The organism is Rhodosalinus sp. 5P4 (assembly GCF_041365695.1).
Taxonomy (GTDB): Bacteria; Pseudomonadota; Alphaproteobacteria; order Rhodobacterales; family Rhodobacteraceae; genus Rhodosalinus.
In genome coordinates, this window is record NZ_JBGFSJ010000001.1 from 118,696 (window position 1) to 144,758 (window position 26,063).

The following is a 26,063-nucleotide window of genomic DNA, read 5'->3' on the forward strand; positions in this document are numbered from 1 at the left end:
GCGGCGGACGCGCCTTCGGCTGGGCCGTCGGCCTCGTTGCCGCACTGTTCCTGTTCGCGCCATTGGGCGATGCGGTCAACGGGTTCGTGACCCCGCACGTGGGGTGCCGGATCGTCACCGTGATGGACGGCGATACCGTGAAGATGATCTGTCCCCGCAGCGGATGGCGAACGGGCCGCATCCTCGCATACGATACACCGGAAACCCAGGGGAGGTGCGCGCGCGAAACCGGCTTGGCGGTGGCCGCGACATACTACCTGCGCTGGATTCTCTGGACGGGAGGGCACATCGAGGCGCGGACGGAGGGCACAGACCGATACGGCCGCGCCCTCACGCTGCTGCTGGTCGATGGCGAAGGCGTGGCGCGCCGCATGGTCGAGGCGGGGCTCGCGCGGTGGTACGATGGGGGCCGGCGCGCGAGCTGGTGCGACTGAGGAAGCGGACATGTTCGACAGCGTTCTGATCGCCAACCGCGGGGAGATCGCCTGCCGCGTCATCGAGACGGCGCAGGCGATGGGGCTGCGCAGCGTGGCGATCTACTCCGATGCCGACGCGGGCGCGCGTCACGTCGAGATGGCCGATGAAGCGGTGCGGATCGGGCCGCCGGCGCCGGGCGAGAGCTATCTCCGGGGCGACGCGATCATCGAGGCCGCGCGCGCCACGGGCGTGCAGGCCATCCATCCGGGCTACGGGTTCCTGTCGGAGAACCCCGACTTCGTGGCCGCGGTGGAGGCGGCGGGGCTCGTCTTCGTCGGCCCCTCGGCCGAGGCGATCCGGGCCATGGGCCTCAAGGACGCGGCCAAGGCGGTGATGGAGCGCGCCGGAGTGCCGGTGGTTCCGGGCTATCACGGCGAGAACCAGGACGACGAGCATCTCTCGGGGGCCGCGGACGCGATCGGCTACCCGGTGCTCATCAAGGCGGTGGCGGGCGGCGGCGGCAAGGGCATGCGCCTCGTCGAGCGGGCGGAGGACTTCCCGGCGGCGCTCGCCTCGGCGCGGGCGGAGGCCCGAGGCGCCTTCGGCAACCCGGCCGTTCTGGTGGAGAAATTCGTCGCCAAGCCGCGCCATATCGAGGTCCAGGTCTTCGGGGACGGGGCGCGGGCGGTGCATCTCTTCGAACGGGACTGTTCGCTCCAGCGCCGTCACCAGAAGGTGATCGAGGAGGCCCCCGCGCCCGGAATGACCGCCGAGATGCGGGCGGCGATGGGGCGCGCGGCCGTGCGCGCGGCGGAAGCCATCGGCTATCGCGGCGCGGGCACGGTGGAGTTCATCGTGGACGCCTCCGAGGGACTCCGGCCCGACGGGTTCTGGTTCATGGAGATGAACACGCGGCTGCAGGTGGAGCACCCCGTCACCGAGGCGGTCACGGGCGTCGATCTGGTGGAGTGGCAGTTCCGCGTGGCGGCGGGCGAGCCTCTGCCCGCGCGCCAGGAGGAGTTCGCGCTTTCGGGCCACGCCTTCGAGGCGCGGCTCTATGCCGAGGATGTGCCGAAGGGGTTCCTGCCCGCGACGGGCCGGCTGTCGCATCTGGGTTTTCCCGCGGCCGTGCGCGCGGACACCGGGGTGCGCGCGGGCGACGAGATCACCCCGCATTACGACCCAATGATCGCGAAGCTCGTGGTCCACGGACCCACGCGGGACATCGCGCTCTCGAAGCTCCGGCGCGCGCTCGATGAGACGGAGGTGGCGGGCACGGTGACGAACCTCGCCTTCCTGCGCGCGCTCGCACGCCATGACGGGTTCGGCAAGGGCGACGTGGACACGGGGCTGATCGCGCGCGATCTCGACGCGCTCGCCACGGCGCCCGCGCCGTCGCCCGAAACCCGGGCCGAGGCGGCGCTCGCCGCGGCCGGGCTTCTCGCGCCGGCGGGCCCCGCGACGGGCTTCGCGCTGTGGGCGCCGCTGCGGTGGCGCGTCGCGCTCCGCCTTGGCGAGACGGATATCGAGGCCGGGATAACGTGCCTTGGCCCCGATCGGCGCGTCGTGGAGATCGCCGGGACGGAACTGTCCTGCGAGCGCCGCGACGGCGCCTGGCGGATCGGCGGCCGGCCGGCGGCCGGAACCCATGTCGCCGCCGGCACGGTCACGGTTTTCGGGGCCTCCGGGGCGGAGTTCGAGATCGTCGATCCGCTGGCGCAGGCCTGGGCGGCCGGACACGGGGCGGACGTAATCGAGGCGCCGATGCCGGGCCTCTTGCGCGCGATGATCGCCACGCCCGGCCAGACGGTGCGTGCGGGCGAGCGGCTGGCCGTGCTCGAGGCGATGAAGATGGAACACGCCCTCGCCGCGCCGCGCGACGGGGTGGTGGCCGAGGTGCTGGCGGCCGAGGGCGCCCAGGTCGAGGCGGGCGCGGCGCTGGTGCGGCTCGAGGCGGAGGAAGGCTGAGGAGCGCAGGCCATGGCGGAACGGGTGGAGATCTTCGAGGTGGGCCCGCGCGACGGGCTTCAGAACGAGACGGCGCCGATCCCGACGGCCGACAAGATCGCGCTCGTCGATCTGCTGAGCCGCGCGGGGTTCCGGCGCATCGAGGTGGCGAGCTTCGTCTCGCCGAAATGGGTGCCGCAAATGGCGGATGCGGCGGAGGTGCTCGCGGGCATCCGCCGCGCGCCCGGCGTCTCCTATGCCGCGCTCACCCCCAACATGCGCGGGCTCGAACGGGCCATCGCGGCCCAGGCCGACGAGATCGCGGTGTTCGGGGCGGCCTCGGAAGGCTTCTCGAAGGCCAACATCAACGCGTCGGTCGCTGGGAGTCTAGAGCGGTTCCGGCCCGTGGTCGAGGCCGCGCGGGCCGCGGGCCTGCCGGTGCGGGGATACGTCTCCTGCGTGACGGACTGCCCCTATGACGGGCCGGTCCCGCCGGCGAAGGTGGCGGAGGTCGCGGGCGCGCTCGACGCGATGGGCTGCTACGAGATCAGCCTCGGCGACACGGTGGGGCAGGGCACGCCGGAGCGCGTCGGCGCAATGTTCGAGGCGGTGGTGGCGGCCGTTCCGGCCGCGCGGCTGGCCGGGCATTTCCACGACACGGCTGGCCGCGCGCTTCGAAACATCGAGGTGGCGCTCGACATGGGGTTGCGGGTTTTCGACGCGGCGGTCGGCGGTCTCGGCGGCTGCCCCTATGCGCCGGGCGCGGCGGGCAACGTGGCGACCGAGCGGGTGGCCGCGCGGCTTGCCGAGCTAGGTTACGCGACCGGGCTCGACATGGACGTGCTGGGCGAGGCCGCGGCGATGGCGCGCGCGATGCGCGGGGCGTGAGGCAAGGCTTTTCGAAAAGCCTTGCGCGACCCGCTGCGCGGCCGGGCTCGAAAGCGCGGCCGTCCGGCACGCGGCCCGGGGGCCATGTCGTGCCGGGACATCCCGCGGCAGGTGCTGGCAAGGCTTTTCGAAAAGCCTTGCCCCGGTGAGGCGGAGGCAGTCGGGAGCGGATGACATGCAGGACTTCGAGACGATCCGGATCGGCCGCGACGGGCGCGGCGTGGCGACGCTGACGCTCGCGCGGGCGCAGAAGCACAACGCCATGTCGGCGCAGATGATCGCCGAGCTCTCCGCGGCCGCGGGGCGGCTGGGCGCCGACGAGGAGGTCCGCGTGGTGGTCCTCGCCGCCGAGGGCGAGAGCTTCTGCGCCGGCGGTGATCTCGGCTGGATGCGCGCACAGATGGAGGCCGGCCGCGAGACGCGGATGGCGGAGGCGGGCGCGCTCGCGCGGATGCTGATGGCGCTCGACCGGCTGCCCAGGCCGCTCGTCGGGCGCATCCACGGCAACGCCTTCGGCGGTGGCGTGGGCCTCGCCTCGGTCTGCGACGTCGCGGTGGGCGCGGAAGGGATCCGCATGGGGTTCACCGAGACCCGGCTGGGGCTCATCCCGGCCACCATCGGGCCCTACGTCGTGGCGCGCATGGGCGCGGCGCGGGCGCGGCGCGTCTTCATGTCGGCGCGGCGGTTCGGCGCGGAAGAGGCCGTGGCGCTCGGTCTTCTGGCCCGCGCCGTGCCGGTCGACGACCTCGATGCCGCCGTCGAGGCCGAGGTCGCGCCCTATCTCGCCTGCGCGCCGGGGGCGGTGGCGGAGGCCAAGGCGCTCTTGCGCGCGCTCTCGCGCCCGATGGAGGAGGCGGATATCGCGCAAACCGTCGCAGCACTCGCCGATCGCTGGGAAAGCGCCGAGGCGGCCGAGGGCATCGCCGCCTTCTTCGAGCGGCGCGCGCCCGGCTGGGCAGAGGGGTAGCCGCCAGGCTTTGCACCGGCCGCATGCGGCGGTATGCAGCATGTGTCGCCGCGGCCGGATCGGGTGCCGCGGCATCGGCGTCGGTTGACCGCCCCGGGGGTGGAGAGTAGATCGTTGCCTGACGGGCGCGGCGCGCTGCCGCCGCCTGCGGGCGGGCATGACAAGGAGAGCTCCGTGGAAGAGACGCTCAGGGAATACCTCCCCATCCTCGTTTTCCTGGCCATCGCGATCGGGCTCGGGCTGGTGCTGATCCTCGCGGCCACGGTGATCGCGGTGCGAAATCCCGACCCCGAGAAGGTGTCGGCCTATGAATGCGGCTTCAACGCCTTCGACGACGCGCGGATGAAATTCGACGTGCGCTTCTACCTGGTGTCGATCCTGTTCATCATCTTCGACCTCGAGATCGCCTTCCTGTTCCCGTGGGCGGTGGCCTTCCAGGACATCTCGATGACGGCGTTCTGGTCGATGATGGCGTTCCTCGCGGTGCTGACCGCAGGCTTCGCCTATGAATGGAAGAAGGGGGCCATGGAATGGCAGTGACCACGGGCGCGAACACGGCCGGCCCGGATCCCGAGCACGGCACGCAGCTTCTGAACCGCGAATTGCAGGACAAGGGCTTCCTCGTCACGACGTCGGAGGACCTCATCAACTGGGCGCGCACCGGCTCGCTGCACTGGATGACCTTCGGGCTGGCCTGCTGCGCGGTCGAGATGATGCACACCTCGATGCCGCGCTACGACGCCGAACGGTTCGGCGTCGCGCCGCGCGCGAGCCCGCGCCAGTCCGACGTGATGATCGTCGCGGGCACGCTCACGAACAAGATGGCGCCGGCGCTAAGGAAGGTCTACGACCAGATGCCCGAGCCGCGCTACGTGGTCTCGATGGGATCCTGCGCCAATGGCGGGGGGTATTACCACTACAGCTATTCGGTGGTGCGCGGCTGCGACCGGATCGTGCCGGTGGACATCTACGTGCCCGGCTGCCCGCCCACGGCCGAGGCGCTGCTCTACGGCATCCTCCAGCTTCAGCGGAAGATCCGCCGCACCGGCACCATCACGCGCTGACGCGGCCGGCCCCTAACGGAAAGGTAAGCATGACCGACGCTCTCAAAGAACTCGGCGCCCATGTCGAGGCGAAGCGACCCGACTGCGTGCTGTCCTGGCAAGTGACCCGCGGCGAGCTGACCGTGTCGGTCACGCCGGCGCGCATCGCGGGGCTGGTGGAGTTCCTGAAATCCGACGCGGCCTGCGGCTTTTCCACCCTCGTGGACATCACCGCGGTCGATAGGCCGGAGCGGCCCAAGCGCTTCGACCTCGTCTACCACCTGCTGTCGATGTACCAGAATCACCGCATCCGCTTGCGGGTCCCGGTGAGCGAGGACGACATGGTGCCCTCGATCACCGACGTGCACCCCTCGGCCGGCTGGTTCGAGCGCGAGGTGTTCGACATGTTTGGCATCCTCTTCTCCGGCCATCCGGACCTGCGCCGCATCCTCACCGATTACGGCTTCCGCGGTCATCCGCTGCGCAAGGATTTCCCGACCACGGGCTATACCGAGGTGCGCTATGACGAGGTGCAGAAGCGCGTGGTCTACGAGCCCGTGAAGCTGGTGCAGGAATACCGGCAGTTCGATTTCATGAGCCCCTGGGAAGGCGCGGATTACATCCTGCCCGGCGACGAGAAGGGTGAGGAGGCCGCGAAATGATGGGGCCGATGAACGGCGGCGGCCTGATCGGACTGCTCTTGGTCGCGGTGCTCGTCGTCGTACCCTTCTGGAAGCTGCTGCCGCGGTTCGGGATGCCCGGCTGGCTTGCGCTGGCGGCGCTCGTGCCGCTCGGGGCGGTGGTGCTGCTGTGGGTCATGGCCTTCAGGGACGACGTGTCCGCCAGGCGCGGGTAAGGCGCGCCGCATGGCCCAGCCCCTGCTTCTGTTCGGCCTCGGCGCCACGAAGGCTGGCAGCGGCTGGCTTTACCGCTACCTGCGGGGGCACCCGGAGTGCAGGATGAAAAGCGTGAAGGAACTTCACTTCTTCGACACGCTGCAGGCGGGCCGGCGGCCGCGCCGGCTGCGCAAGCTCGACGCGGCGATCTCGGCCGAGGCGCGGCGGGCGGATGGCGGGCAGACCCGCGCGCTCCGCCGCGTGAGCGACCTGCAGGAGCTGGCCGAGGTGACCCATGCCGCGACCGACGCCGCCTATCTCGATTACCTGATGCGCGGGCGCGGTGAGGCTAAGCTGGTGGGCGACATCACGCCCGCCTACGCGTTGCTGCCCGCCGACTGGCTTCGGCGCATGCAGGCGCTCAGCCCGGGCACGCGCTTCGTCTACCTGATGCGCGACCCGCTGGCGCGGCTCTGGTCCAACCTGCGCATGGTCGCTCGGCGCGATGCCGAGGGCGCGGCGCTCGCCCCGCGCGCCAACCGGCTCATGGCGGAGTGGCTCGACGGCGGGCATCGCGACGTGGCGGCGCGGGGCGACTATGCCGGCGTCCTGTCGCGCCTCGATGCCGCGCTGGAACCCGCGCGGCTCTTTCTCGGCTTCTTCGAGGAGGTCGTCACCGCGCCCGTGCCCGACGCGCTGTGCCGTTTCCTCGGCCTGACCCCGCGCCCCGCGGCCGCGACCCCCGTGCACGAGGGCGTGCCCGCGACGCTCGACCCCGACCTGCGCGCCCGCGCGCTCGCGCGCCTCGCCCCGCAATACGATACCGTTGCGGCCCGCATGGGCCGCCTTCCCGCCAGTTGGGAAGCCAATCTCGAGAGGTCATAGAATGGACGGCCAGTTCGACGACGTGCTCACCGGCGAGCAACGGATCCGCAACTTCAACATCAATTTCGGGCCCCAGCACCCGGCGGCGCATGGCGTGCTGCGTCTCGTGCTGGAGCTCGACGGCGAGATCGTGGAGCGGTGCGATCCGCATATCGGGCTGCTGCACCGCGGCACCGAAAAGCTGATGGAAAGCCGGACCTATCTGCAGAACCTGCCCTATTTCGACCGGCTCGACTATGTCTCGCCGATGAACCAGGAACATGCCTGGTGCCTCGCCATCGAGAAGCTCACCGGCGTGGAGGTGCCGCGCCGGGCGAGCCTGATCCGGGTGCTCTACTCCGAGATCGGACGGGTGCTGAACCACCTGCTGAACGTGACGACGCAGGCGATGGACGTGGGCGCGCTCACCCCGCCGCTCTGGGGGTTCGAGGAGCGCGAGAAGCTGATGGTCTTCTACGAGCGCGCCTGCGGCGCGCGGCTTCACGCCGCCTATTTCCGCCCGGGCGGCGTGCACCAGGATCTGCCGCCCGCGCTCCTCGACGACATCGAGGCATGGTCCGAGACCTTTCCGGCCGTGCTCGACGACATCGACGGGCTTCTGACGGAGAACCGGATCTTCAAGCAGCGCAATGTCGATATCGGCGTGGTCAGCGAGCAGGAGATCCTCGACTGGGGCTTCTCGGGGCCGATGGTGCGCGGCTCCGGCCTTGCCTGGGACCTGCGCCGCGCGCAGCCCTACGAGTGTTACGACGAGTTCGACTTCCAGGTGCCCGTGGGCAAGAACGGGGACTGCTACGACCGCTACCTCGTGCGGATGGCCGAGATGCGCGAGAGCGTGAAGATCATCCGACAGGCGATCGTGAAGCTGCGCGCGGAACCGGGCGAGGTGATCGCGCGCGGCAAGATCGCGCCGCCCTCGCGCGGCGACATGAAGACCTCGATGGAGGCGCTGATCCATCACTTCAAGCTCTACACCGAGGGATTCCACGTCCCCGAGGGCGAGGTCTACGCCGCGGTCGAGGCGCCCAAGGGCGAATTCGGGGTCTACCTGGTGGCTGACGGGACCAACCGGCCCTACCGCGCGAAGCTGCGCGCGCCGGGCTTCCTGCACCTGCAGGCGATGGATCACATCTCGCGCGGCCATCAGCTGGCCGATGTGGCGGCGATCATCGGCACGCTCGATGTGGTGTTCGGAGAGATCGACCGCTAAGACGGCGCCCGGGGGCGACCTCGGAGCAAAGAAGGGGACGGGGAAGAATGACGACGACGACAGAATTGGGCCTGCCCCGCGCCGCCGTGCTCGCGGTCGCCGCGGCCGCTGCGCTCGCGGGTTGCGCGATGCCGCCGGAGAACGTGAGCGACGCGCAGCTTGCGGATTACGATCTCGCCGTGGCCAGCATCGGCTGTGAGCTGCGTTACGAATCCGATTACGCGCCGGTCGAGCTTCAGGCCGGCCTCACCCGCCAGCAGGTTCTCGACATCTCGCAATACCGCCTTGCCAGCGACCAGGCGGTGCGCACGTCCGAGGGCGGCGTGCGGCTCGTCTCCGGGCCCTGCGCCCCCGCCGCCTGAGCGATCAACCGAGGGAGCGTCCATGCTTCGCCGTCTTCACCACGAACAACCGGAGAGTTTCGCCTTCACCCCCGCCAATCTGGAATGGGCGCGGGCGCAAATGACGAAATATCCCGAGGGCCGGCAGGCCAGCGCCATCATCCCGCTTCTGTGGCGCGCGCAGGAGCAGGAGGGCTGGCTGTCGCGGCCGGCCATCGAATACGTCGCCGACCTGCTGGGCCTGGCGCATATCCGCGCCCTCGAGGTCGCGACCTTCTACTTCATGTTCCAGCTCGCGCCGGTGGGCTCGGTCGCGCATGTGCAGGTCTGTGGCACGACCTCCTGCATGATCTGCGGCGCCGAGGACCTGATCGGCGTCTGCCGCGAGAAGATCGCCCGGGAACCGCACGAGCTGAGCCCTGACGGCAAGTTCTCGTGGGAGGAGGTCGAGTGCCTCGGCGCGTGTTCGAACGCCCCGATGGCGCAGATCGGCAAGGATTATTACGAGGACCTGACCGCCGGGCGGCTGGGCGAGATCCTCGATGCGCTGGCGGCGGGCGAGGTGCCCTTGCCGGGGCCGCAGCGGGGGCGCTACGCGTCCGAACCCGCGGGCGGGCTGACGAGCCTGCACGCCCATGGCGAGGACCGCCTGCCGCGCAACGCCTCCGTCGCGCTCGCCGAGGAGCTGGGCGACACCGTGAAGCGGATCGACGGCAGCGAGGTGCCTCTCGTGACCCCGTGGCGCGACCGGTCCGGCAACGACACCGCGCCCGAGCCCGACCCGCACTCGCCGGTCCTCGCCGAGGAACTGCCCGCCGACGACACCGGGATCGACCGGCGCGAGGCCCCGGTGAAGGGCCGGGGCAAGCCCGAGAGCGGCGCGCCGGCCCCCGAGGCCAGGCTCGACCCCGACGCGCCGCGGCCCGAACCCGATGCCGCCGATCTGGGCACGCGACCCGAGGGCCTGGAGGCCCCGCGCGAAGGCGGGCCGGACGACCTGAAGAAGATCAAGGGGATCGGCAAGAAGCTGGAAAAGCTTCTCCACGGTCTGGGCTTTTACCATTTCGACCAGATCGCTGGCTGGACGGCAAAGGAGATCGCCTGGGTCGACCAGAACCTCGAGGGCTTCAAGGGCCGCGTCACGCGCGACAACTGGGTGGAGCAGGCACGGGTTCTTTCCGAAGGGGGAGAGACGGATTTCTCGGAGCGTGTTAGTAAGGGTGATGTCTATTGACGGTGCCTTGCAAACCGACATCTGAGGGGGAATGGGAATGACGACCAGCAGCAAGGACGATACCTGCCTCAAGTTCTGCTGGGGCCTCGCCGCCGTGGCCGGGCTTGGCATGGTGGTGGCGCTGAACGACAGGATGTGGTTCCTGGTCGCGCTCGTTCTGGGCGGCGCGTTCGGGGCCGGCATGGGCGTCGTGCTTCAACGCAAGGTCTGCGGCATACTCGGCAATCCGCTGGAGGACACCACGCTTGGCGAGCTGACCGGGATGGAGCCGCTTCGCCGGGAAAAGCTGGAGGCGCTGGACATGGCCGAGACCGAAGCGCCGGCGCCGCGCCACGTGCCGCCGGCGTCGTCCGCCCCGGCCTCCGCAACGCCGCCCGCCGCGAAGGCCGCCGCCAGCACCGCCGCGCCGAAATCGGCCGGTCCGGAAGATAGCGCCGGCAAGACCGGCGCTGCCGCGGCGAAGGAGGCCGCCGGGGCCGGGGGCGGGACGAAGCCGGCGACACTGTCGGCCCCCCGTGGCGGCCAGGCGGACGATCTGAAGAAGATCAAGGGCGTCGGCCCGAAGCTCGAGACGCTGCTGAACGGCCTCGGCTTTTACCATTTCTACCAGATCGCGGCATGGTCCGAGGACGAGATCGCCTGGGTCGACGAGAACCTCGAAGGCTTCAAGGGCCGGGTGACCCGTGACGACTGGGTGGCGCAGGCGAAGGACCTGGCCGCCGCAAAGAGCGATTGACCACGGGGGCGCGATGAGCTCGGAGGACCGGCAGCGACGGATCGCACGGCAGGGGCGGATCGCCGCGCTCGTGATCGCCGGCGCCGGTCTCGCCGCGATCCTCGCGCCCTGGCTCGTGGCGCTTGCAGGTTTGCCTGTGCGCTACGAGATGCTGATCTATTTCGCCTCCATGGGCGCCTTTCTCTGGGCGCTCGTGGTGGCGGCAAGACTGTGGCGCGCCCGCGACCGATGAGGACGCGCCCGGAGCTGGGAAGGACTGTTCGATGCTGAAGGACGAAGATCGTATCTTCACCAACCTCTACGGCATGCATGACCGCTCGCTCGCCGGGGCGAAGGCGCGCGGCCACTGGGACGGCACCGGCGCGATCATCGCCCGCGGCCGCGACGCGATCGTGGAGGAGATGAAGAAATCGGGCCTGCGGGGCCGGGGCGGCGCAGGCTTCCCCACGGGCCTGAAATGGTCCTTCATGCCCAAGGAATCCGATGGTCGCCCGGCCTACCTCGTGGTCAATGCCGACGAGTCCGAGCCCGGCACCTGCAAGGACCGGGAGATCATGCGCCACGATCCGCACACGCTGATCGAGGGCTGCCTGATCGCGTCCTTCGCGATGGGGGCGCATGCCTGCTACATCTACATCCGAGGCGAATACATTCGCGAGCGCGAGGCGCTGCAGGCCGCGATCGACGAATGCTACCAGGCGGGGCTGCTGGGCCCCAACGCCGCCGGCTCGGGCTGGGATTTCGACCTCTACCTGCATCACGGCGCGGGCGCCTACATCTGTGGCGAGGAGACGGCGCTTTTGGAAAGCCTGGAGGGGAAGAAGGGCATGCCGCGCATGAAGCCGCCCTTCCCGGCGGGCGCGGGCCTCTACGGGTGCCCCACGACGGTCAACAACGTCGAATCCATCGCGGTGGTGCCCACCATCCTGCGCCGCGGCGCGGACTGGTTCGCGGGCTTCGGGCGTGCGAACAACACGGGCACCAAGATCTTCGCGATCTCGGGGCATGTGAACCACCCTTGCGTGGTCGAAGAGGAGATGTCGATCTCCTTCGAGGAACTGATCGAGCGGCATTGCGGCGGCATCCGCGGCGGCTGGGACAACCTGAAGGCGGTGATCCCCGGCGGCTCGTCCGTGCCGATGCTGCCCGCCTCGGTCATGCGCAAGGGGATCATGGATTTCGACTGGCTGCGCGAGAACCGGTCGGGCCTCGGCACGGCGGCGGTGATCGTGATGGACCAGTCCACCGACATCATCAAGGCGATCTGGCGGCTGTCGAAATTCTACAAGCACGAAAGCTGCGGCCAGTGCACGCCCTGCCGCGAGGGCGCGGGCTGGATGATGCGCGTGATGGAGCGTCTGGTGAACGGCGAGGCGGAAGTCGAGGAGATCGACATGCTGCTCGACGTGACCAAGCAGGTGGAGGGCCACACGATCTGCGCGCTGGGCGACGCGGCGGCCTGGCCGATCCAGGGCCTCATCCGGCATTTCCGCGACGAGATCGAGGACCGCATCAAGGCGCAGCAGACGGGCCGCGCGAGCGCGGTGGCCGCGGAATGAGAGGGCGGCGGCGCGCGATCATCGCGGCGCTGGCCGCGGCAGCGACGCTGGCCGCGTGCGGCCAGGGCCAGAGCCGCGTGGCGTTCGACGGCAACATCTATCCCGCCAGCGTCTCGACCATCGGTGGCGAGCGGGAGAAGTTCACGATCTCGGTGCGCAATGCCGGGCAGGGACTTGCCGGCGCCCGCGAGGCCGGCCGCTACGAGGCGACCGTCTACTGCATCCGCAATTACGGATCCTCGGCGGTGCGCTGGACGCTCTCGCCCGATGCCGAGGCGTCCGCGCTGCGGATCGAGAATGGCGCGCTCCTTCTTCAGGGAGAGTGCCTGGGCTGGTAGGACGGTATGGTCGCCAGAGAGGCGCGGCGGACCCCGTGTTATTGCATGACAGGCGATCATGTGTCGTCTCTTGGGCGACGCGCGGGACCACGATGCATCCCGCGAACCCGGGGAGAGTTCGACCATGCGAAGACCGATTGCCGCCGCCCTCGCCGCCCTGCTCCTGGCCGGCACCGCCACCGCCTCCGACGCGCGCCCGCCGTTGCGGGAGGTGAAGGAGATCGATGGCGCCCTCCTGGCCGTGGCCATCGCCGACGAGATCCGCACCCGCTGCGACACCATCGACGCGCGGATGCTTCGGGCGCTCGCCACGCTGAACCGGCTGGAAAACCGCGCCCGTGACCTCGGCTATACGAAGTCCGAGATCGACGCCTACGTGAACAGCAAGGACGAAAAGGCGCGCATCCGCGCCCTCGGCGAGCGCTATGTCCGCCAGCAGGGGGCCGACCCGGAAAGCCTGGCCGATATCTGCGATCTCGGCCGGCGGGAAATCGCCCGGGGCAGCGCCATCGGCGCGCTGCTGAGAGAGAAGTGAGGGCGGTGGTTCTCAGGCGGATGCGAGGGGGGTAAAATCCCTCCAGATCAAGGGTGTCGCGGCGGAAGCTCATGTTTGCGGATCGTAGAGATGTCGCGGTTCGCGACCGTCGTGGCGCAATGGGCGGGACCGGTTTCGCGCGAATCCACGCGACACCCGGGAGCTGAAGCCCCCGGGCGATCCGCCGAGAGGCCATCGCGCGGTCTCGTTCCGTCGAACGCCGCCCGAGGGGCGGAGGCGACCTTCCTCCCAAAAGCCCTGGAGACGTGGACCGCTCCCGGCGTGCACGCTGCGCATGTGTGCCCGACACGACAGATCATGCCGGGATGGCGGCCCTTCCGATCTGCGAGGCGCTTCTGCTGACGATGAACGATCGCGACCGGCTTCCCGAGGACGAGATCATGACGGTGCTCCGCGATGCCGCGGCGACCCAAGGGAATGCCTCCGGCCCGGACGCGGAAACGCACAGGGCGTTGGCGGCGCTCATCGACCGCATCATCGCCGGCGCCAATTCCGTCCGCAGGCCCTGAGCCCGGGCCAGCCACGGGGCGCGTCGGGATCGCGCCTCGGAATCCGTCTTCGCCATCGCCCAGCCGCAGGCCGCGGCCCTCGGGACGATCGGGGCATGCAGTCCGGCCCCGGGGACGACGCGCATCCCGGAGGTGCAACGCGGGTCTGGCAGGAGAGGCGCCCGACCGTCCCGGCATCGGCCGTCGCCACGGGTGCCGCCCGCCGTTCCCGCAATCACGGGGGGCATCTCCCCTGAAGACGGCGCAGAGCGGGGAGGGCGATGCGGGCCTGCGTGCCCTCCCGCCCGGTCTCTTACAGTCCGAGCGCCCCTCTGCGCAGCCACTCGTGGACGAAGACGAGCTTGCGCCAGGCGGCCGACGAAAGCACGAAGGGATAGACATCCGCGAGCCCCATAGAACGGTTGACGTGGTTGATGCCGGCGACGAGGGCGGCCGCGACGCGGATGAGGCGGTCGGCATCCGGCTCCGAGTAGGGATCCCAGCCGCGGGCCGGCAGGTCCGGCGACGAGAATCCCGCGGCGGCGACGCTGTCGGTGATGTCGGTCAGGTGCAGCAGATGCGCGGCGGTTTCGGCCCAGTCCTCGTGGGGATGCGCGGAGGCGTAGGTCGTTATGAAGCGCTCCCGCCAGTCCTGCGGCGGTCCGTTGCCGTAATGACGCTGCAACGCCGCCTGGTAATCCTCCCGTTCGTCGCCGAAGACGGCGCGGAATGCCTCGAGGAAATCGGCGCGCAGGCTGAGACGCCACCAGAGCATGTGCGCGATCTCGTGGCGCATGTGGCCGATCATCGTGCGATACGGCTCCTCCAGCGCCTCGCGGCGGCTGGTGCGCAGGACCTCGTCCGCCTCGGCCACGCTGATCGTCACGACGCCGTCGACATGGCCCATCGCGACCGGGGTCGGGCCTTCGGCCAGCATGTGAAAGGCCGGGCGCGTTCCCACATCCTCGGGGCGGAACCAGTGCCAGCGGCCGAGATTGTCGAGCACCCAACGCTTCGCCGCCTCGGTCTGGGCCCAGTTAGGGATCGCGTCGGGGATCGACGTGTCGGGGGCCAGCACCGTCATCGCGCAGGCGCGACAGAAGGCGCCCTGCTCCGGCGCGATCCAGTTGCACCCGATGATCTCGCGGTTCGCGCAGAAGGGCGGCGCAGCAAGGAACGCGCGCGCCTGCGGATCATATGCGACGGGGGTTCCGTCCGCCGTGGCGAGATTGTCGAACCAGAGCAAGCCTTGTCCGACAGGGTTGGAAAAAACGCGCATGTGGAAGTTGCTCCTTGGAGGTCCCGGGTCGGGCGATGCCGCTTGCCCCCGCAGGGGGCGGCGATCGTGCGGCGCTTGTGCGGCCGCCTGCGGCACAGTGCCTTGTCAGCGCAGGCGTTCCAAGAGCCCGCCGACATCCGAAAGCATCCGCGACACCGTCGCCTCGTCCAGGTAACCGGTGACGGCCAGGTCGCGGGCGCGCTGGAAACGGCGGATCGCGCGACGCGTCGCTTCGTCGAAAACGCCGTCGGCCGGCCCGGGCTCCAGCCCCAGCTGGTCCAGTCGCCGTTCGACCAGGGTGCGTGTCAGGATGTTGAGGCCCAGCGCCTCCTCGGCCTCTCGCGCCTGCTGCTGGCGCGCGCTGCCGTCGTCCTGCAGCGCGGCAATGCGGGCCTGCGCCTCGGCCGCGAAGGCGCCGTCCGGAAAGGCGCGCAGATACGCCTGATACGCGGCCACCGTGCCGGCGGCTCTGGCCTCCTCCCAGGCCAGGCGGTCGCGCTCGGCGGCCCGGTCGCGCTTGGCCGCCTCGATGTCCGCCAGGCGTTCGGTCGCGATATCCGCGAAGAGCCCGTCTGGGAAGCGTTGCAGATACGTCCGCAGGCCCGCCTCGTCGGCGCCCGAGCCGGTCGCCTCCCACGCCGCGCGATCGCGGCGCTCCTGCTCGAGGCGGCGGCGTTCGGCCTCGGCCTCGAGTTCGGCCTGCCGCCGCTCCGCCTGGCGGTCGAGCATCTCTATCTGCCGCGCGCTCAGGTAGCCGGTCTCGGGCAGGCCGGCGTCGCGCTGGAACCGGGTGATCGCGCCGCGGGTGCCGGGGCCGAAGATCCCGTCGATCCCGCGCGGCTCATGGTCCAGCAGGGTGAGATGACGCTGGATCTGCCGGCGCTCGTCGCGCGTGAGGTTCAGGGCGTCCTCGGCCAACCGGGCGGCGCGATCGGGCTCCGCCTCGATCTCCGCGATGGCCGCGCGCGCCGCGTCGGCGAACCGGCCGTCCGGATGGCGGTCGAGATAATCGCGGTAGGCGGCCGCGTCGTCGCGCTCGCGCGCCGCGTCCCAGCGCGCGCGCTCGGTGGCGTCGCGATCGGGTGCGGGTATCGCGGCGCGCTCCTGGCCCTCGGGGAGGAAGGGCACGCGATCGGTCACGAATCCGGTCGCGGAGACATCCCGCGCCGCGGCAAGGGCCGTCGCCAGCCGCTGTCCCGGCACCAGCAGATCCTCCGAGACGAAGCGCGCGACCGACGCCGAGGGTCCCTGAAGAACCGTCACGCCTTGCGGCACCGCGCCCGGCGTCGCACCGCGCCGCAGGCCGGCGCCGGGGTCCGGGCCGTTTCCGGCCAGCGCCAGGGCCACGACCGCCCCGCCAGGCGCCCGGCCGGCCACGGCGAGGACCGTCTCGACCGACAGCGCCGCGCCCTCGACGGTGACGAGGTCGAGTGGCCCCTCGGCCCCCGCCTCGGTCATCCAGCTGCGCCCGTCGTCCCGCAGGAAGGCGCCGGACAGGTAGATCACGATCCGCTCTTCCCCGTCCGCGACGGCTAGCAGATCCGACAGCGCGGACCGCGCTTCGGACAGGTCGTCCCCGGGGACCGCGACAGTCTCGAACCCCGCGGCGCGCAGCGCGGCCGCGACGTCGGGCCCGCTCGACGTTCCGAAAAGGCCTTGCCGCTCTTCCGGCATCGCGCCGATCACGAGCGCGCGGTCGGCGGCCGAAAGGGTGGGCAGGACCGCGAGCGCGGCACAGAGGGTCAGGGCAAGGCGGGCCGGGGTCTTCATCGAATCCTCCGCATGTCGGGCGATGGCATCGACCCTAGGGGCATACGCGGTTATCATACAATAACGCCCGCCATCGGCGCTAGCCCGCAGCCCCGCCGCTCCGGGCGCGCGCGGGTCCCGGAAAGCGCCCTTAATGGCGCGCGACCATGGGCGCGGCAGGCCTCGCGGGATGCCCGGGATGTGGTCGCGCCAGAAACCTCCCGTCTCGTCCTGTTCCCGCCGCCGTTTTCCCCGCGGCGGTCCCTCCTCGCCTTGCGGAACCGGGGTCCCTGCTCTAGCTTCTCGCACAGCAGGAGCCGGTCCCAAGAGCTGCGTCCATCTTGTTGCCTTGTTTGCGCAGCCCGACGCGGATGCTCCTTGAAAGCAAAGGCCCCGAAGGGTCTCGAGGCGCGTCTGAGAAAGAAGTGAGAGCATGAGCGAACTGCGCAAGATCGTCATCGACGGTCGGGAGATCGAGGTCGACCCGGCCATGACCCTGATCCAGGCCTGCGAGGAAGCCGGCATCGAGATCCCGCGTTTCTGCTACCACGAGCGGCTCTCGATCGCGGGCAATTGCCGCATGTGCCTCGTCGAGGTGGTGGGCGGCCCGCCGAAACCCGCCGCATCCTGCGCGATGCAGGTCAAGGACCTGCGCCCCGGTCCCGAGGGCGAGGCGCCGCAGGTCAAGACCAATTCGCCCATGGTCAAGAAGGCGCGCGAGGGGGTGATGGAGTTCCTGCTCATCAACCATCCGCTCGACTGCCCGATCTGCGACCAGGGCGGCGAATGCGATCTTCAGGACCAGGCAATGGCTTACGGGGTGGACTTCTCCCGCTACCGCGAGCCCAAGCGGGCGGTCGAGGATCTCGACCTCGGGCCGCTGGTCGAGACGCACATGACGCGCTGCATCTCCTGCACGCGCTGCGTGCGCTTCATCACCGAGGTGGCGGGGATGCCCGAGCTTGGCCAGACGGGCCGCGGCGAGGACGCCGAGATCACTTCCTACCTGGGCCAGACGCTCGAATCGAACATGCAGGGCAACATCATCGACCTCTGCCCGGTCGGCGCGCTGGTCTCGAAGCCCTACGCCTTCACCGCGCGGCCCTGGGAGCTGACCAAGACCGAGTCGATCGACGTGATGGACGCGCTCTGCTCCAACATCCGGGTGGACACAAAGGGGCGGGAGGTGATGCGTTTCCTGCCGCGCAACCATGACGGCGTGAACGAGGAGTGGATCTCGGACAAGACGCGATTCGTCTGGGACGGGCTGCGCCGCCAGCGCCTCGACCGGCCTTACATCCGCGAGAACGGCAAGCTGCGGCCCGCGGGCTGGGGCGAGGCGCTCGCGGCCGCCGCCGAGGCGGTGAAAGGGGCGAAGCGGCTTGCAGGTCTCGTGGGGGACCTTGCCCCGGTCGAGGCCGCCTTCGCGCTCAAGCAGCTCGTGGAGAGCCATGGCGGCGTTGTCGAGTGCCGGACCGACGGTACGAAGCTGCCCGCAGGCAACCGCTCGGGTTATGTGGGCACCGCCGCGGTGGAGGATCTCGAACATACCCGGCGCGTCGTGATCGTGGGCAGCGATCCCGCGCAGGAGGCGCCGGTGCTGAACGCGCGCATCCGCAAGGCCTGGGTGCAGGGCGCCGAGGTCACGCTCGTGGGCCGGCCGGTGGATCTGACCTACGGCTACACCCATGCCGGGACCGGGCGCGCGGCGCTTGCACAGCTCGCGGAGGCGCCCCCCGCGGAGTTTTCCGAGCACGAGAGCGTCGTGATCGTGGGCCAGGCCGCGCTGCGCGAGGATGACGGCGAGGCGGTGCTGGCCACGGCCATGCAGCTTGCCGAAAAGACCGGGTCGGGCCTTCTGGTGCTGCACACGGCAGCGGGGCGCGCGGGCGCGATGGATGCCGGCGCGACCTGCGAGGGCGGGATCGACGCGGCGCTCGCGGGCGACGTGATCTGGAACCTCGGCGCGGACGAGGTCGAGATCCCCGAAGGAGCTTTCGTGATCTACCAGGGAAGCCATGGCGATCGCGGCGCGCATCGTGCCGACGTGATCCTGCCCGCCGCGGCCTGGACCGAGGAGCAGGGGCTTTTCGTCAATACCGAGGGCCGTCCGCAGCTTGCGCTGCGCGCGTCCTTCCCGCCCGGAGAGGCCAAGGAAAACTGGGCGATCCTGCGTGCCGCGTCGGAAAGTGCGGGGGCGACGCTGCCCTATGACAGCCTCGCGCAGCTGCGCCAGAAGCTGGTGGCGGCGGCGCCCCATCTCGCGCGGATCGACGAGGTGCCCGAGAACGCGTGGGAGCCGCTGGCGCCCGCCGCGCTGGGCGAGGGCGATTTCGGCCTCGCGGTCGGGGATTTCTGGCTCACGAACCCGGTCGCGCGGGCGAGCGAACTCATGGCCGAGCTTTCGCGCCGCGCGAGCGATCGCGCGACCGACCGCCTCGCGGCAGAGTGACATGCGCGGCATCGCCGCCATAGCGTCCGCCGCCGTCACGCTGGCGGGGTGCGCACCGGAGCGGCCGCACGCCGCGGCCGCCGAGGCGGTCGGGCGGGCGGCACCGGACTATCGCGGGGTCGAGACGCGGCTTCTCGACCTCGACCTGCTGCGCGTCGACGTCGCGATGGGCGGCGCGGCCAGCCTCGAGGAGATCGAAGGCTACGCCCGCTGCGCGGCGGCGCTCGATACGCTGTCGCGGGCGCGGAAGTTCCTGCGCCATCTGCGGACAAATGTCGCCAAAGAGGGTGGCCTCTGGCGCGCAGATGCGGTTTACACCATCTCGGCGCGCCGGCCCGAGGGCCTTCGCACCATCGACGCCGAGGTCGAGGCCGCCGCCTGCGCCGAACGTGGGATACCGATGGTATGAGGACCTGATGGAAGCTTTCTTTTCCACCCCTCTCGGCACGGGCCTCATCATCGTCGCCCAGTGCCTGTCGGTGCTGGCCTTCGTGATGATCTCGCTGCTCTTCCTGGTCTACGCGGACCGCAAGGTCTGGGCGGCCGTGCAGATGCGGAAGGGTCCGAACGTCGTGGGCGCCTTCGGCCTGCTCCAGACGGTGGCCGACGCGGCGAAATACGTCCTCAAGGAGGTGGTGGTGCCCGCGGGCGCGGACCGCCCGGTCTTCATCCTGGCGCCGATGACGAGCTTCGTGCTCGCAGTGATCGCCTGGGCGGTGATCCCCTTCAATGAGGGCTGGGTGCTCGCGGACATCAACGTGGCGATCCTTTACGTCTTCGCCATGTCCTCGCTCGAGGTCTACGGCGTCATCATGGGCGGCTGGGCCTCGAACTCCAAGTATCCCTTCCTCGGCAGCTTGCGGTCGGCCGCGCAGATGATCTCCTACGAGGTGTCGATCGGCCTCATAATCATCGGGGTGGTGATTTCGTCGGGCTCGCTCAACTTCAGCCAGATCGTTGCCAGCCAGGATGGCGCCTACGGCTTCTTCTCGTGGTACTGGCTGCCGCATCTGCCGATCGTGTTCCTGTTCTTCATCTCGGCGCTGGCGGAGACGAACCGACCGCCCTTCGACCTGCCGGAGGCGGAATCCGAGCTCGTCGCGGGCTACCAGGTGGAATACTCGTCCACGCCCTTCCTGCTTTTCATGGCCGGCGAATACATCGCCATCTTCCTGATGTGCGCGCTGATGAGCCTGCTCTTCTTCGGCGGCTGGCTGTCGCCGATCCCGGGGCTGCCCGACGGGGCGCTCTGGATGGTGGGCAAGATGGCGGTCTTCTTCTTCCTCTTCGCCATGGTGAAGGCGGTGACGCCCCGCTACCGGTACGACCAGCTCATGCGGCTGGGCTGGAAGGTGTTCCTTCCCATGAGCCTGTTCTGGGTGGTGTTCGTGTCCTTCGCCGCGAAATTCGACTGGTTCTGGGGCGCCTATGCCCGTTGGACCGTGGGAGGCTGACATGCAGGAACTCAAGACGGCGATCCTGAACGCCCGCTACATCGACATGATGGATCTTGCCGCCGCGGCGGGAGAGGCCGCCCGGACGGCGCCGGAGGGGGACAACCAACTGGCCGGCCCGCGCGAACAGGCGATCGCTGCGGCGATCTTCCGCTGGGCCGCCGAGGGAATCGAAGGAGGTTCCGGATGACGAACATCGATTACGGCCGCGCCGCGAAGTATTTCCTGCTTCAGGATTTCTTCCATGGCCTCAAGCTCGGACTGAAGTATTTCTTCGCGCCCAAGGCCACGGTGAACTACCCGCACGAGAAGGGGCCGCTTTCCCCTCGGTTCCGCGGCGAACACGCGCTGCGCCGCTATCCCAACGGCGAGGAACGCTGCATCGCCTGCAAGCTCTGCGAGGCGATCTGCCCCGCGCAGGCCATCACCATCGACGCGGAGCCGCGCGCCGACGGCTCGCGGCGCACCACGCGCTACGACATCGACATGACGAAGTGCATCTATTGCGGCTTCTGCCAGGAGGCGTGTCCGGTGGACGCCATCGTCGAGGGCCCGAACTTCGAGTTCGCCACCGAGACGCGCGAGGAACTTTTATACGACAAGGCGAAGCTTCTGGAGAACGGCGACCGCTGGGAGGCCGAGATCGCGCGCAACCTCGAACTGGACGCGCCCTATCGATGAACGACACGCGCAACCCCTTTGAGGAGATGGTGTCGGCCATGCAGGACATGGCGAAGACCATGAACCCCGCGCTCGAGACCTTTTCGCCGAAGGGGGTCGAGGCGATGTGGCCCACGATGCCGCGCGACTGGATGGAGGTGCTGTTCGGCAACGCCTTCAACAAGGGCGGTCTCGATGCCCGGACCCGGCTGCTCTTGACACTCGCGGGTCTGACCATGCAGGGGGCGCAGGCGGAATCGCATCTGCGGCTGACCGTGCGCCATCTGCTTGAGGCCGGTGCCACTCGGCAGGAGATCGTCGAGGCCATCGGCATGATGTCGGTCTTCGCGGGGCTTCCGGCGAGCACGCGGGCCATGCAGCTCGCACAGGATGTGTGGCAGGACAGTGAGGAGCAGGAAGAATGACCGCCGCGGCCTTCGCTTTCTATCTCTTCGCGCTTTCCCTGATCACCGGCGCGCTCTTCACGGTGATCGCGCGCAACCCGGTGCACTCCGTGCTCTGGCTGATCCTCGCCTTCCTGAGCGCGGCGGGCCTTTTCGTGCTGCTCGGCGCGGAGTTCGTGGCGATGCTGCTGATCATCGTCTACGTGGGCGCGGTGGCGGTGCTCTTCCTGTTCGTGGTGATGATGCTCGACGTGGACTTCGCCGCCTTGAAGGCCGAGATGGCCAGATACATGCCGCTCGCGCTACTGATCGGCGTGGTGCTGCTGATGCAGCTGGGGCTCGCGCTGGGCACATGGGACGTAAGCGCCACCGCCGAGGCCGCGCGCGCGCAGCCCATCCCGGCCGACCGGCACAACACCGAGGCGCTGGGCATGGTGCTTTACGACGAGTATTTCCTGCTCTTCCAGCTCTCCGGGCTCATCCTGCTCGTGGCGATGGTGGGCGCGATCGTGCTGACGCTGCGCCACCGCGCGGACGTGAAGCGCCAGGACGTGCTGGCGCAGATGTATCGCGACCCCGCCAAGGCGATGGAGCTGAGGGACGTGAAGCCGGGGCAGGGCCTCTGAACGGACACGACACAACCCGGCGCGTGAACGCCGAGGACGGGACGGTACGATGATAGGACTGGAACACTACCTGACGGTGGCCGCGGCGCTTTTCGTGATCGGCATCTTCGGGATCTTCCTCAACCGGAAGAACGTGATCATCCTGTTGATGTCGATCGAGATCATGCTGCTCGCGGTCAACATCAACCTCGTCGCGTTCTCGTGGTATCACGGCGACCTCGTGGGGCAGGTCTTCACGCTCTTCGTGCTGACCGTGGCCGCGGCAGAGGCGGCCATCGGCCTCGCCATCCTCGTCTGCTTCTTCCGCAACCGCGGCACCATCGCGGTGGAAGACATCAACGTGATGAAGGGCTGAGACGATGGAGACGATCCTGCTTTTCGCCCCGCTCGTGGGCGCGCTCGTCGCGGGTTTCGGCTGGCGGCTGACCGGCGAGACCGCGGCGCAGTGGATCGCGACCGGACTTCTGGCCCTCTCCTGCCTTCTGTCGTGGATCGTTTTCCTGTCCTTCGACGGGGAAACCCAGCAGATCCAGATCCTGCGCTGGATCGAGAGCGGGACGCTCGCCACGGACTGGGCGATCCGGCTCGACCGGCTGACGGCGGTCATGCTGATCGTGATCACCACGGTCTCGGCGCTCGTGCACCTCTACAGCTTCGGCTACATGGCGCATGACGAGAACTTCCGCGAGGGAGAGCACTACAAGGCGCGCTTCTTCGCCTATCTCTCCTTCTTCACCTTCGCCATGCTGATGCTGGTGACGGCCGACAACCTCGCGCAGATGTTCTTCGGCTGGGAGGGCGTGGGCCTCGCCTCCTACCTGCTGATCGGCTTCTACTACCGCAAGCCCTCGGCGAACGCGGCCGCGATGAAGGCGTTCATCGTGAACCGCGTCGGCGATTTCGGCTTCGCGCTCGGGATCTTCGCGCTGTTCTTCCTGGTGGATTCCATCCAGCTTCAGGACATCTTCGAGGCCGCGCCGCAGATCGCCGAGACGCAGGTCACCTTCCTATGGGGATCCTGGAACGCGGCCGAACTCGTGGCCTTCCTGCTTTTCGTGGGTGCGATGGGCAAGTCGGCGCAACTCATCCTGCACACCTGGCTGCCCGACGCCATGGAAGGCCCGACGCCCGTCTCGGCGCTGATCCATGCCGCCACGATGGTGACGGCGGGGGTCTTCCTCGTCTGCCGGATGTCGCCCGTGATGGAATTCGCGCCCTCGGCGCAGACCTTCATCGTCTATCTCGGCGCCTTCACGGCCTTCTTCGCGGCCTCTGTCGGCCTCGTCCAGAACGACATCAAGCGGGTGATCGCCTATTCCACCTGCTCGCAGCTTGGCTACATGTTCGTCGCGGCGGGGGTCGGCGCCTACTCGGTGGCGATGTTCCACCTCTTCACCCACGCCTTCTTCAAGGCGCTCCTCTTCCTCGGCGCGGGCTCGGTGATCCACGGGATGCACCACGAGCAGGACATGCGGAAATACGGCGGCCTGCGCCGGAAGATGCCGATGACCTTCTGGGCCATGCTGGTGGGCACACTCGCCATCACCGGCGTCGGCGTGCCGGCGGTGCTTTTCACCGCCGGCGGGATTCCGATCGGCCTTGCCGGCTTCCAGTCGAAGGACGCGGTGGTGGAAAGCGTCTTCGCCGGCACGGATGGGGGCGCCGCCTTCTGGCTGCTGGTGGTCTCGGCGCTCTTCACCTCCTTCTACTCCTGGCGGCTGATGTTCCTGACCTTCTGGGGCGCGCCGCGCGGCGACAGGCACACCCACGAGCACGCCCATGAAAGCCCCACGGTGATGCTCGCGCCGCTCGGCGTGCTGGGTCTCGGCGCGGTGACGGCGGGCATGATCTGGTACAACGCCTTCTTCGGGCACACCGACACCGTGGCGAAATTCTTCGGCGTGCCCTATGCCGAGGCCGCGGCGGAAGAGGACCACGGCGAGGCCGAGGCGGGCAAGGGCGCGCATCACTACGTCTTCGCCGGCGAACCGGGGCAGGGCGCGATCTATGTCGCGCCCGGCAACGACGTGATCAACGAGGCGCACGAGGTGCCGAAATGGGTCAAGACGAGCCCCTTCCTCGCCATGCTGATCGGGCTGGGCGTCGCCTACTGGTTCTACATCGCGAACCCCGCGCTGCCCGGGCGCCTCGCGCAAAGCCAGCGGCCGCTTTACCTCTTCCTGCTCAACAAGTGGTATTTCGACGAGGTGTACGATTTCGTCTTCGTGCGTCCGATGCGGGCGACGGCGCGGGTGCTCTGGCGGCGCGGTGACGGCGACGTGATCGACGGCACCATCAACGGCATCGCCATGGGAGCGATCCCGTGGCTCACGCGGCTCGCGGGGCGCGCGCAGACCGGATACATCTTCACCTACGCGCTTGCGATGGTTCTGGGCCTCGTGGGGCTGATCGCCTGGGTCACCTTCGCCGGGGGGGCGCGCTGATGGACAACCTGCTTTCCATCGTCACCTTCACGCCGGCGCTCGCCGCGCTGATCCTGCTCGTCTTCCTCAGGGGCGACGACGAGGCCGCGCAGCGCAACGCCAAGTGGCTCGCGCTGATCGCGACCTCGGCCACCTTCCTCGTGTCGCTCTTCATCCTGGCGCAGTTCGACCCGTCCGACACCGGCTTCCAGATGGTGGAGGAGGGCGCGTGGATCCTCGGGCTGTCCTACAAGATGGGCGTGGACGGGATCAGCGTGCTTTTCGTCATGCTGACCACCTTCATCATGCCGCTCGCCATCGCCGCGTCGTGGAGCGTCACGCATCGCGTGAAGGAATACATGGTCGCGTTCCTCGTGCTCGAGACGCTGATGCTGGGCGTCTTCATGGCGCTCGACCTCGTGCTCTTCTACCTCTTCTTCGAGGCGGGCCTCATTCCGATGTTCCTCATCATCGGGATCTGGGGCGGCAAGGCGCGTATCTACGCCGCGTTCAAGTTCTTCCTCTACACCTTCCTCGGCTCGGTCCTGATGCTGGTGGCCATGGTGGCGATGTATGTCGATGCGGGCACGTCGGACATCCCGGCGCTGCTGAACCACCGCTTCGGCACGGACAGCTTCAGCCTTCTGGGCATCCAGGTGATCGGCGGCGCGCAGACGCTGATGTTCCTGGCCTTCTTCGCGTCCTTCGCGGTGAAGATGCCGATGTGGCCGGTGCACACCTGGCTGCCCGACGCGCATGTGCAGGCGCCCACGGCCGGATCCGTGGTGCTCGCCGCGATCCTGCTGAAGATGGGCGGCTACGGTTTCCTGCGCTTCAGCCTGCCGATGTTCCCGGTCGGGGCCGAGGTGATGACGCCGCTGGTGCTGTGGATGAGCGCGATCGCGATCGTCTACACCTCGCTGGTGGCGCTCGCGCAGGAGGACATGAAGAAGCTGATCGCCTACTCCTCGGTGGCGCATATGGGCTTCGTGACGATGGGCATCTTCGCGGCCAACCAGCAGGGCGTGGACGGCGCGATCTTCCAGATGATCAGCCACGGCTTCATCTCGGGCGCGCTCTTCCTCTGCGTGGGGGTCATCTACGACCGGATGCACACGCGCGAGATCGAAGCCTATGGCGGTCTCGTGCACCGGATGCCCGCCTATGCCGCGGTCTTCATGCTGTTCACCATGGCCAATGTCGGCCTGCCCGGCACCTCGGGCTTCGTGGGCGAGTTCCTGACGCTGACGGGCGCGTTTCAGGTCAATACCTGGGTCACTGCCGTCGCGGCCACCGGCGTGATCCTCTCGGCCGCGTATGCGCTCTGGCTCTACCGGCGCGTCGTCTTCGGCGACCTCATCAAGGCGTCGCTCCGGTCCATCGCCGACATGGACCGGCGCGAGAGGGCGATCTTCGCGCCGCTCGTGGTCATGACGCTGCTGCTGGGCGTCTATCCCGCGCTCGTGACCGACATCATCGGCCCGTCGGTCGGCGCGCTGGTGTCCGATTATCAAACCGCCCTGGCGGAGCATGCGGCGACCGGCATGGTCGCGCGCGCCGAATGAACGGGA

The 26,063-nt window shown here is 69.1% G+C and carries 30 protein-coding genes; 28 read left to right on the forward strand and 2 right to left on the reverse strand.

Going from position 1 to position 26,063, the window contains the following annotated elements; genetic code table 11:
* Positions 1 to 239 precede the first annotated feature (239 nt).
* From AB6A69_RS00545 to AB6A69_RS00630, 18 genes are all read left to right on the forward strand, one after another.
* Positions 240 to 434, forward strand: a complete 195-nt coding sequence (locus AB6A69_RS00545; protein WP_371059613.1) for a thermonuclease family protein — start codon at positions 240 to 242, stop codon at positions 432 to 434.
* 10 nt (positions 435 to 444) lie between these two features.
* Positions 445 to 2,385 (forward strand): biotin carboxylase N-terminal domain-containing protein, encoded by a 1,941-nt coding sequence (locus AB6A69_RS00550; RefSeq protein WP_371059235.1) that lies wholly within the window; start codon positions 445 to 447, stop codon positions 2,383 to 2,385.
* Positions 2,386 to 2,397: 12 nt separating this feature from the next.
* Positions 2,398 to 3,252, forward strand: coding sequence for a hydroxymethylglutaryl-CoA lyase (locus AB6A69_RS00555; RefSeq protein WP_371059236.1), 855 nt, complete (start codon positions 2,398 to 2,400; stop codon positions 3,250 to 3,252).
* Between the two features lie 175 nt (positions 3,253 to 3,427).
* Positions 3,428 to 4,219, forward strand: a complete 792-nt coding sequence (locus AB6A69_RS00560) for a crotonase/enoyl-CoA hydratase family protein (RefSeq protein ID WP_371059237.1) — start codon at positions 3,428 to 3,430, stop codon at positions 4,217 to 4,219.
* Positions 4,220 to 4,393: 174 nt separating this feature from the next.
* Positions 4,394 to 4,759, forward strand: coding sequence for an NADH-quinone oxidoreductase subunit A (locus AB6A69_RS00565; protein WP_371036683.1), 366 nt, complete (start codon positions 4,394 to 4,396; stop codon positions 4,757 to 4,759).
* The gene (locus AB6A69_RS00570) at positions 4,750 to 5,283 is read left to right on the forward strand and encodes an NADH-quinone oxidoreductase subunit B family protein (protein ID WP_371059238.1); all 534 of its coding nucleotides are present in this window, start codon (positions 4,750 to 4,752) and stop codon (positions 5,281 to 5,283) included. The genes AB6A69_RS00565 and AB6A69_RS00570 overlap by 10 nt, the downstream gene beginning before the upstream one ends.
* Positions 5,284 to 5,312: 29 nt before the next feature.
* Entirely contained in the window at positions 5,313 to 5,924 is a 612-nt protein-coding gene (locus AB6A69_RS00575; RefSeq protein ID WP_371036681.1) for an NADH-quinone oxidoreductase subunit C, read from the forward strand.
* Positions 5,921 to 6,118 carry a hypothetical protein gene (locus tag AB6A69_RS00580; protein ID WP_371059239.1) on the forward strand — a complete coding sequence of 66 codons (198 nt, stop codon included), beginning with the start codon at positions 5,921 to 5,923 and terminating at the stop codon, positions 6,116 to 6,118. Before AB6A69_RS00575 ends, AB6A69_RS00580 begins: the two co-directional genes overlap by 4 nt.
* Before the next feature lie 10 nt (positions 6,119 to 6,128).
* Complete coding sequence (locus AB6A69_RS00585; RefSeq protein ID WP_371059240.1) at positions 6,129 to 6,983, forward strand: sulfotransferase; 855 nt, start codon at positions 6,129 to 6,131, stop codon at positions 6,981 to 6,983.
* Position 6,984: 1 nt separating this feature from the next.
* On the forward strand, positions 6,985 to 8,193 hold the full coding sequence (locus tag AB6A69_RS00590; RefSeq protein WP_371036677.1) for an NADH-quinone oxidoreductase subunit D: 1,209 nt from the start codon (positions 6,985 to 6,987) through the stop codon (positions 8,191 to 8,193).
* A 47-nt stretch (positions 8,194 to 8,240) separates the two neighbouring features.
* Positions 8,241 to 8,555, forward strand: a complete 315-nt coding sequence (locus AB6A69_RS00595) for a hypothetical protein (protein WP_371036676.1) — start codon at positions 8,241 to 8,243, stop codon at positions 8,553 to 8,555.
* Positions 8,556 to 8,577: 22 nt separating this feature from the next.
* A complete protein-coding gene (locus tag AB6A69_RS00600; protein WP_371059241.1) occupies positions 8,578 to 9,768 on the forward strand; it encodes an NADH-quinone oxidoreductase subunit E in 1,191 nt (396 codons plus the stop codon).
* Between the two features lie 37 nt (positions 9,769 to 9,805).
* Positions 9,806 to 10,504, forward strand: coding sequence for an NADH:ubiquinone oxidoreductase (locus AB6A69_RS00605; protein WP_371059242.1), 699 nt, complete (start codon positions 9,806 to 9,808; stop codon positions 10,502 to 10,504).
* A gap of 13 nt (positions 10,505 to 10,517) precedes the next feature.
* On the forward strand, positions 10,518 to 10,736 hold the full coding sequence (locus AB6A69_RS00610; RefSeq protein ID WP_371054739.1) for a DUF5337 family protein: 219 nt from the start codon (positions 10,518 to 10,520) through the stop codon (positions 10,734 to 10,736).
* A 31-nt stretch (positions 10,737 to 10,767) separates the two neighbouring features.
* Positions 10,768 to 12,063: an NADH-quinone oxidoreductase subunit NuoF gene (nuoF, locus tag AB6A69_RS00615; protein ID WP_371059243.1), complete on the forward strand. Its 1,296-nt coding sequence runs from the start codon at positions 10,768 to 10,770 to the stop codon at positions 12,061 to 12,063.
* Positions 12,060 to 12,401 (forward strand): hypothetical protein, encoded by a 342-nt coding sequence (locus AB6A69_RS00620; RefSeq protein WP_371036671.1) that lies wholly within the window; start codon positions 12,060 to 12,062, stop codon positions 12,399 to 12,401. Before nuoF ends, AB6A69_RS00620 begins: the two co-directional genes overlap by 4 nt.
* Before the next feature lie 124 nt (positions 12,402 to 12,525).
* A complete protein-coding gene (locus AB6A69_RS00625) occupies positions 12,526 to 12,936 on the forward strand; it encodes a DUF5333 domain-containing protein (RefSeq protein ID WP_371059244.1) in 411 nt (136 codons plus the stop codon).
* A gap of 326 nt (positions 12,937 to 13,262) precedes the next feature.
* Positions 13,263 to 13,466 carry a hypothetical protein gene (locus AB6A69_RS00630; RefSeq protein WP_371059245.1) on the forward strand — a complete coding sequence of 68 codons (204 nt, stop codon included), beginning with the start codon at positions 13,263 to 13,265 and terminating at the stop codon, positions 13,464 to 13,466.
* Between the two features lie 292 nt (positions 13,467 to 13,758).
* Here AB6A69_RS00630 and AB6A69_RS00635 read toward each other — a convergent pair whose 3' ends face one another.
* Complete coding sequence (locus AB6A69_RS00635; protein ID WP_371059246.1) at positions 13,759 to 14,724, reverse strand: putative zinc-binding metallopeptidase; 966 nt, start codon at positions 14,722 to 14,724, stop codon at positions 13,759 to 13,761.
* A 105-nt stretch (positions 14,725 to 14,829) separates the two neighbouring features.
* Positions 14,830 to 16,494 carry a peptidoglycan-binding domain-containing protein gene (locus AB6A69_RS00640; RefSeq protein WP_371059247.1) on the reverse strand — a complete coding sequence of 555 codons (1,665 nt, stop codon included), beginning with the start codon at positions 16,492 to 16,494 and terminating at the stop codon, positions 14,830 to 14,832.
* 412 nt (positions 16,495 to 16,906) lie between these two features.
* Between AB6A69_RS00640 and nuoG the strand changes: the two genes are divergently transcribed.
* The 10 genes from nuoG to AB6A69_RS00690 are packed head-to-tail and all read left to right on the forward strand — an operon-like array spanning position 16,907 to position 26,057.
* Positions 16,907 to 18,925 (forward strand): NADH-quinone oxidoreductase subunit NuoG, encoded by a 2,019-nt coding sequence (gene nuoG / locus AB6A69_RS00645; RefSeq protein WP_371059248.1) that lies wholly within the window; start codon positions 16,907 to 16,909, stop codon positions 18,923 to 18,925.
* Between the two features lies 1 nt (position 18,926).
* Positions 18,927 to 19,334 (forward strand): hypothetical protein, encoded by a 408-nt coding sequence (locus tag AB6A69_RS00650; RefSeq protein WP_371059249.1) that lies wholly within the window; start codon positions 18,927 to 18,929, stop codon positions 19,332 to 19,334.
* Between the two features lie 7 nt (positions 19,335 to 19,341).
* Positions 19,342 to 20,379 (forward strand): NADH-quinone oxidoreductase subunit NuoH, encoded by a 1,038-nt coding sequence (gene nuoH / locus AB6A69_RS00655; protein ID WP_371036653.1) that lies wholly within the window; start codon positions 19,342 to 19,344, stop codon positions 20,377 to 20,379.
* Position 20,380: 1 nt separating this feature from the next.
* The gene (locus AB6A69_RS00660; protein WP_371036652.1) at positions 20,381 to 20,569 is read left to right on the forward strand and encodes a hypothetical protein; all 189 of its coding nucleotides are present in this window, start codon (positions 20,381 to 20,383) and stop codon (positions 20,567 to 20,569) included.
* Entirely contained in the window at positions 20,566 to 21,060 is a 495-nt protein-coding gene (gene nuoI, locus AB6A69_RS00665) for an NADH-quinone oxidoreductase subunit NuoI (RefSeq protein ID WP_371059250.1), read from the forward strand. Before AB6A69_RS00660 ends, nuoI begins: the two co-directional genes overlap by 4 nt.
* Positions 21,057 to 21,464 (forward strand): carboxymuconolactone decarboxylase family protein, encoded by a 408-nt coding sequence (locus tag AB6A69_RS00670; RefSeq protein WP_371036650.1) that lies wholly within the window; start codon positions 21,057 to 21,059, stop codon positions 21,462 to 21,464. Before nuoI ends, AB6A69_RS00670 begins: the two co-directional genes overlap by 4 nt.
* Positions 21,461 to 22,069 (forward strand): NADH-quinone oxidoreductase subunit J, encoded by a 609-nt coding sequence (locus tag AB6A69_RS00675; RefSeq protein WP_371036649.1) that lies wholly within the window; start codon positions 21,461 to 21,463, stop codon positions 22,067 to 22,069. Before AB6A69_RS00670 ends, AB6A69_RS00675 begins: the two co-directional genes overlap by 4 nt.
* A 49-nt stretch (positions 22,070 to 22,118) precedes the next feature.
* Positions 22,119 to 22,424: an NADH-quinone oxidoreductase subunit NuoK gene (gene nuoK / locus AB6A69_RS00680; protein ID WP_371036648.1), complete on the forward strand. Its 306-nt coding sequence runs from the start codon at positions 22,119 to 22,121 to the stop codon at positions 22,422 to 22,424.
* Positions 22,425 to 22,428: 4 nt separating this feature from the next.
* Positions 22,429 to 24,513, forward strand: a complete 2,085-nt coding sequence (nuoL, locus tag AB6A69_RS00685) for an NADH-quinone oxidoreductase subunit L (protein WP_371059251.1) — start codon at positions 22,429 to 22,431, stop codon at positions 24,511 to 24,513.
* Complete coding sequence (locus tag AB6A69_RS00690) at positions 24,513 to 26,057, forward strand: NADH-quinone oxidoreductase subunit M (RefSeq protein ID WP_371036646.1); 1,545 nt, start codon at positions 24,513 to 24,515, stop codon at positions 26,055 to 26,057. Before nuoL ends, AB6A69_RS00690 begins: the two co-directional genes overlap by 1 nt.
* The last annotated feature ends 6 nt before the right edge of the window (positions 26,058 to 26,063 follow it).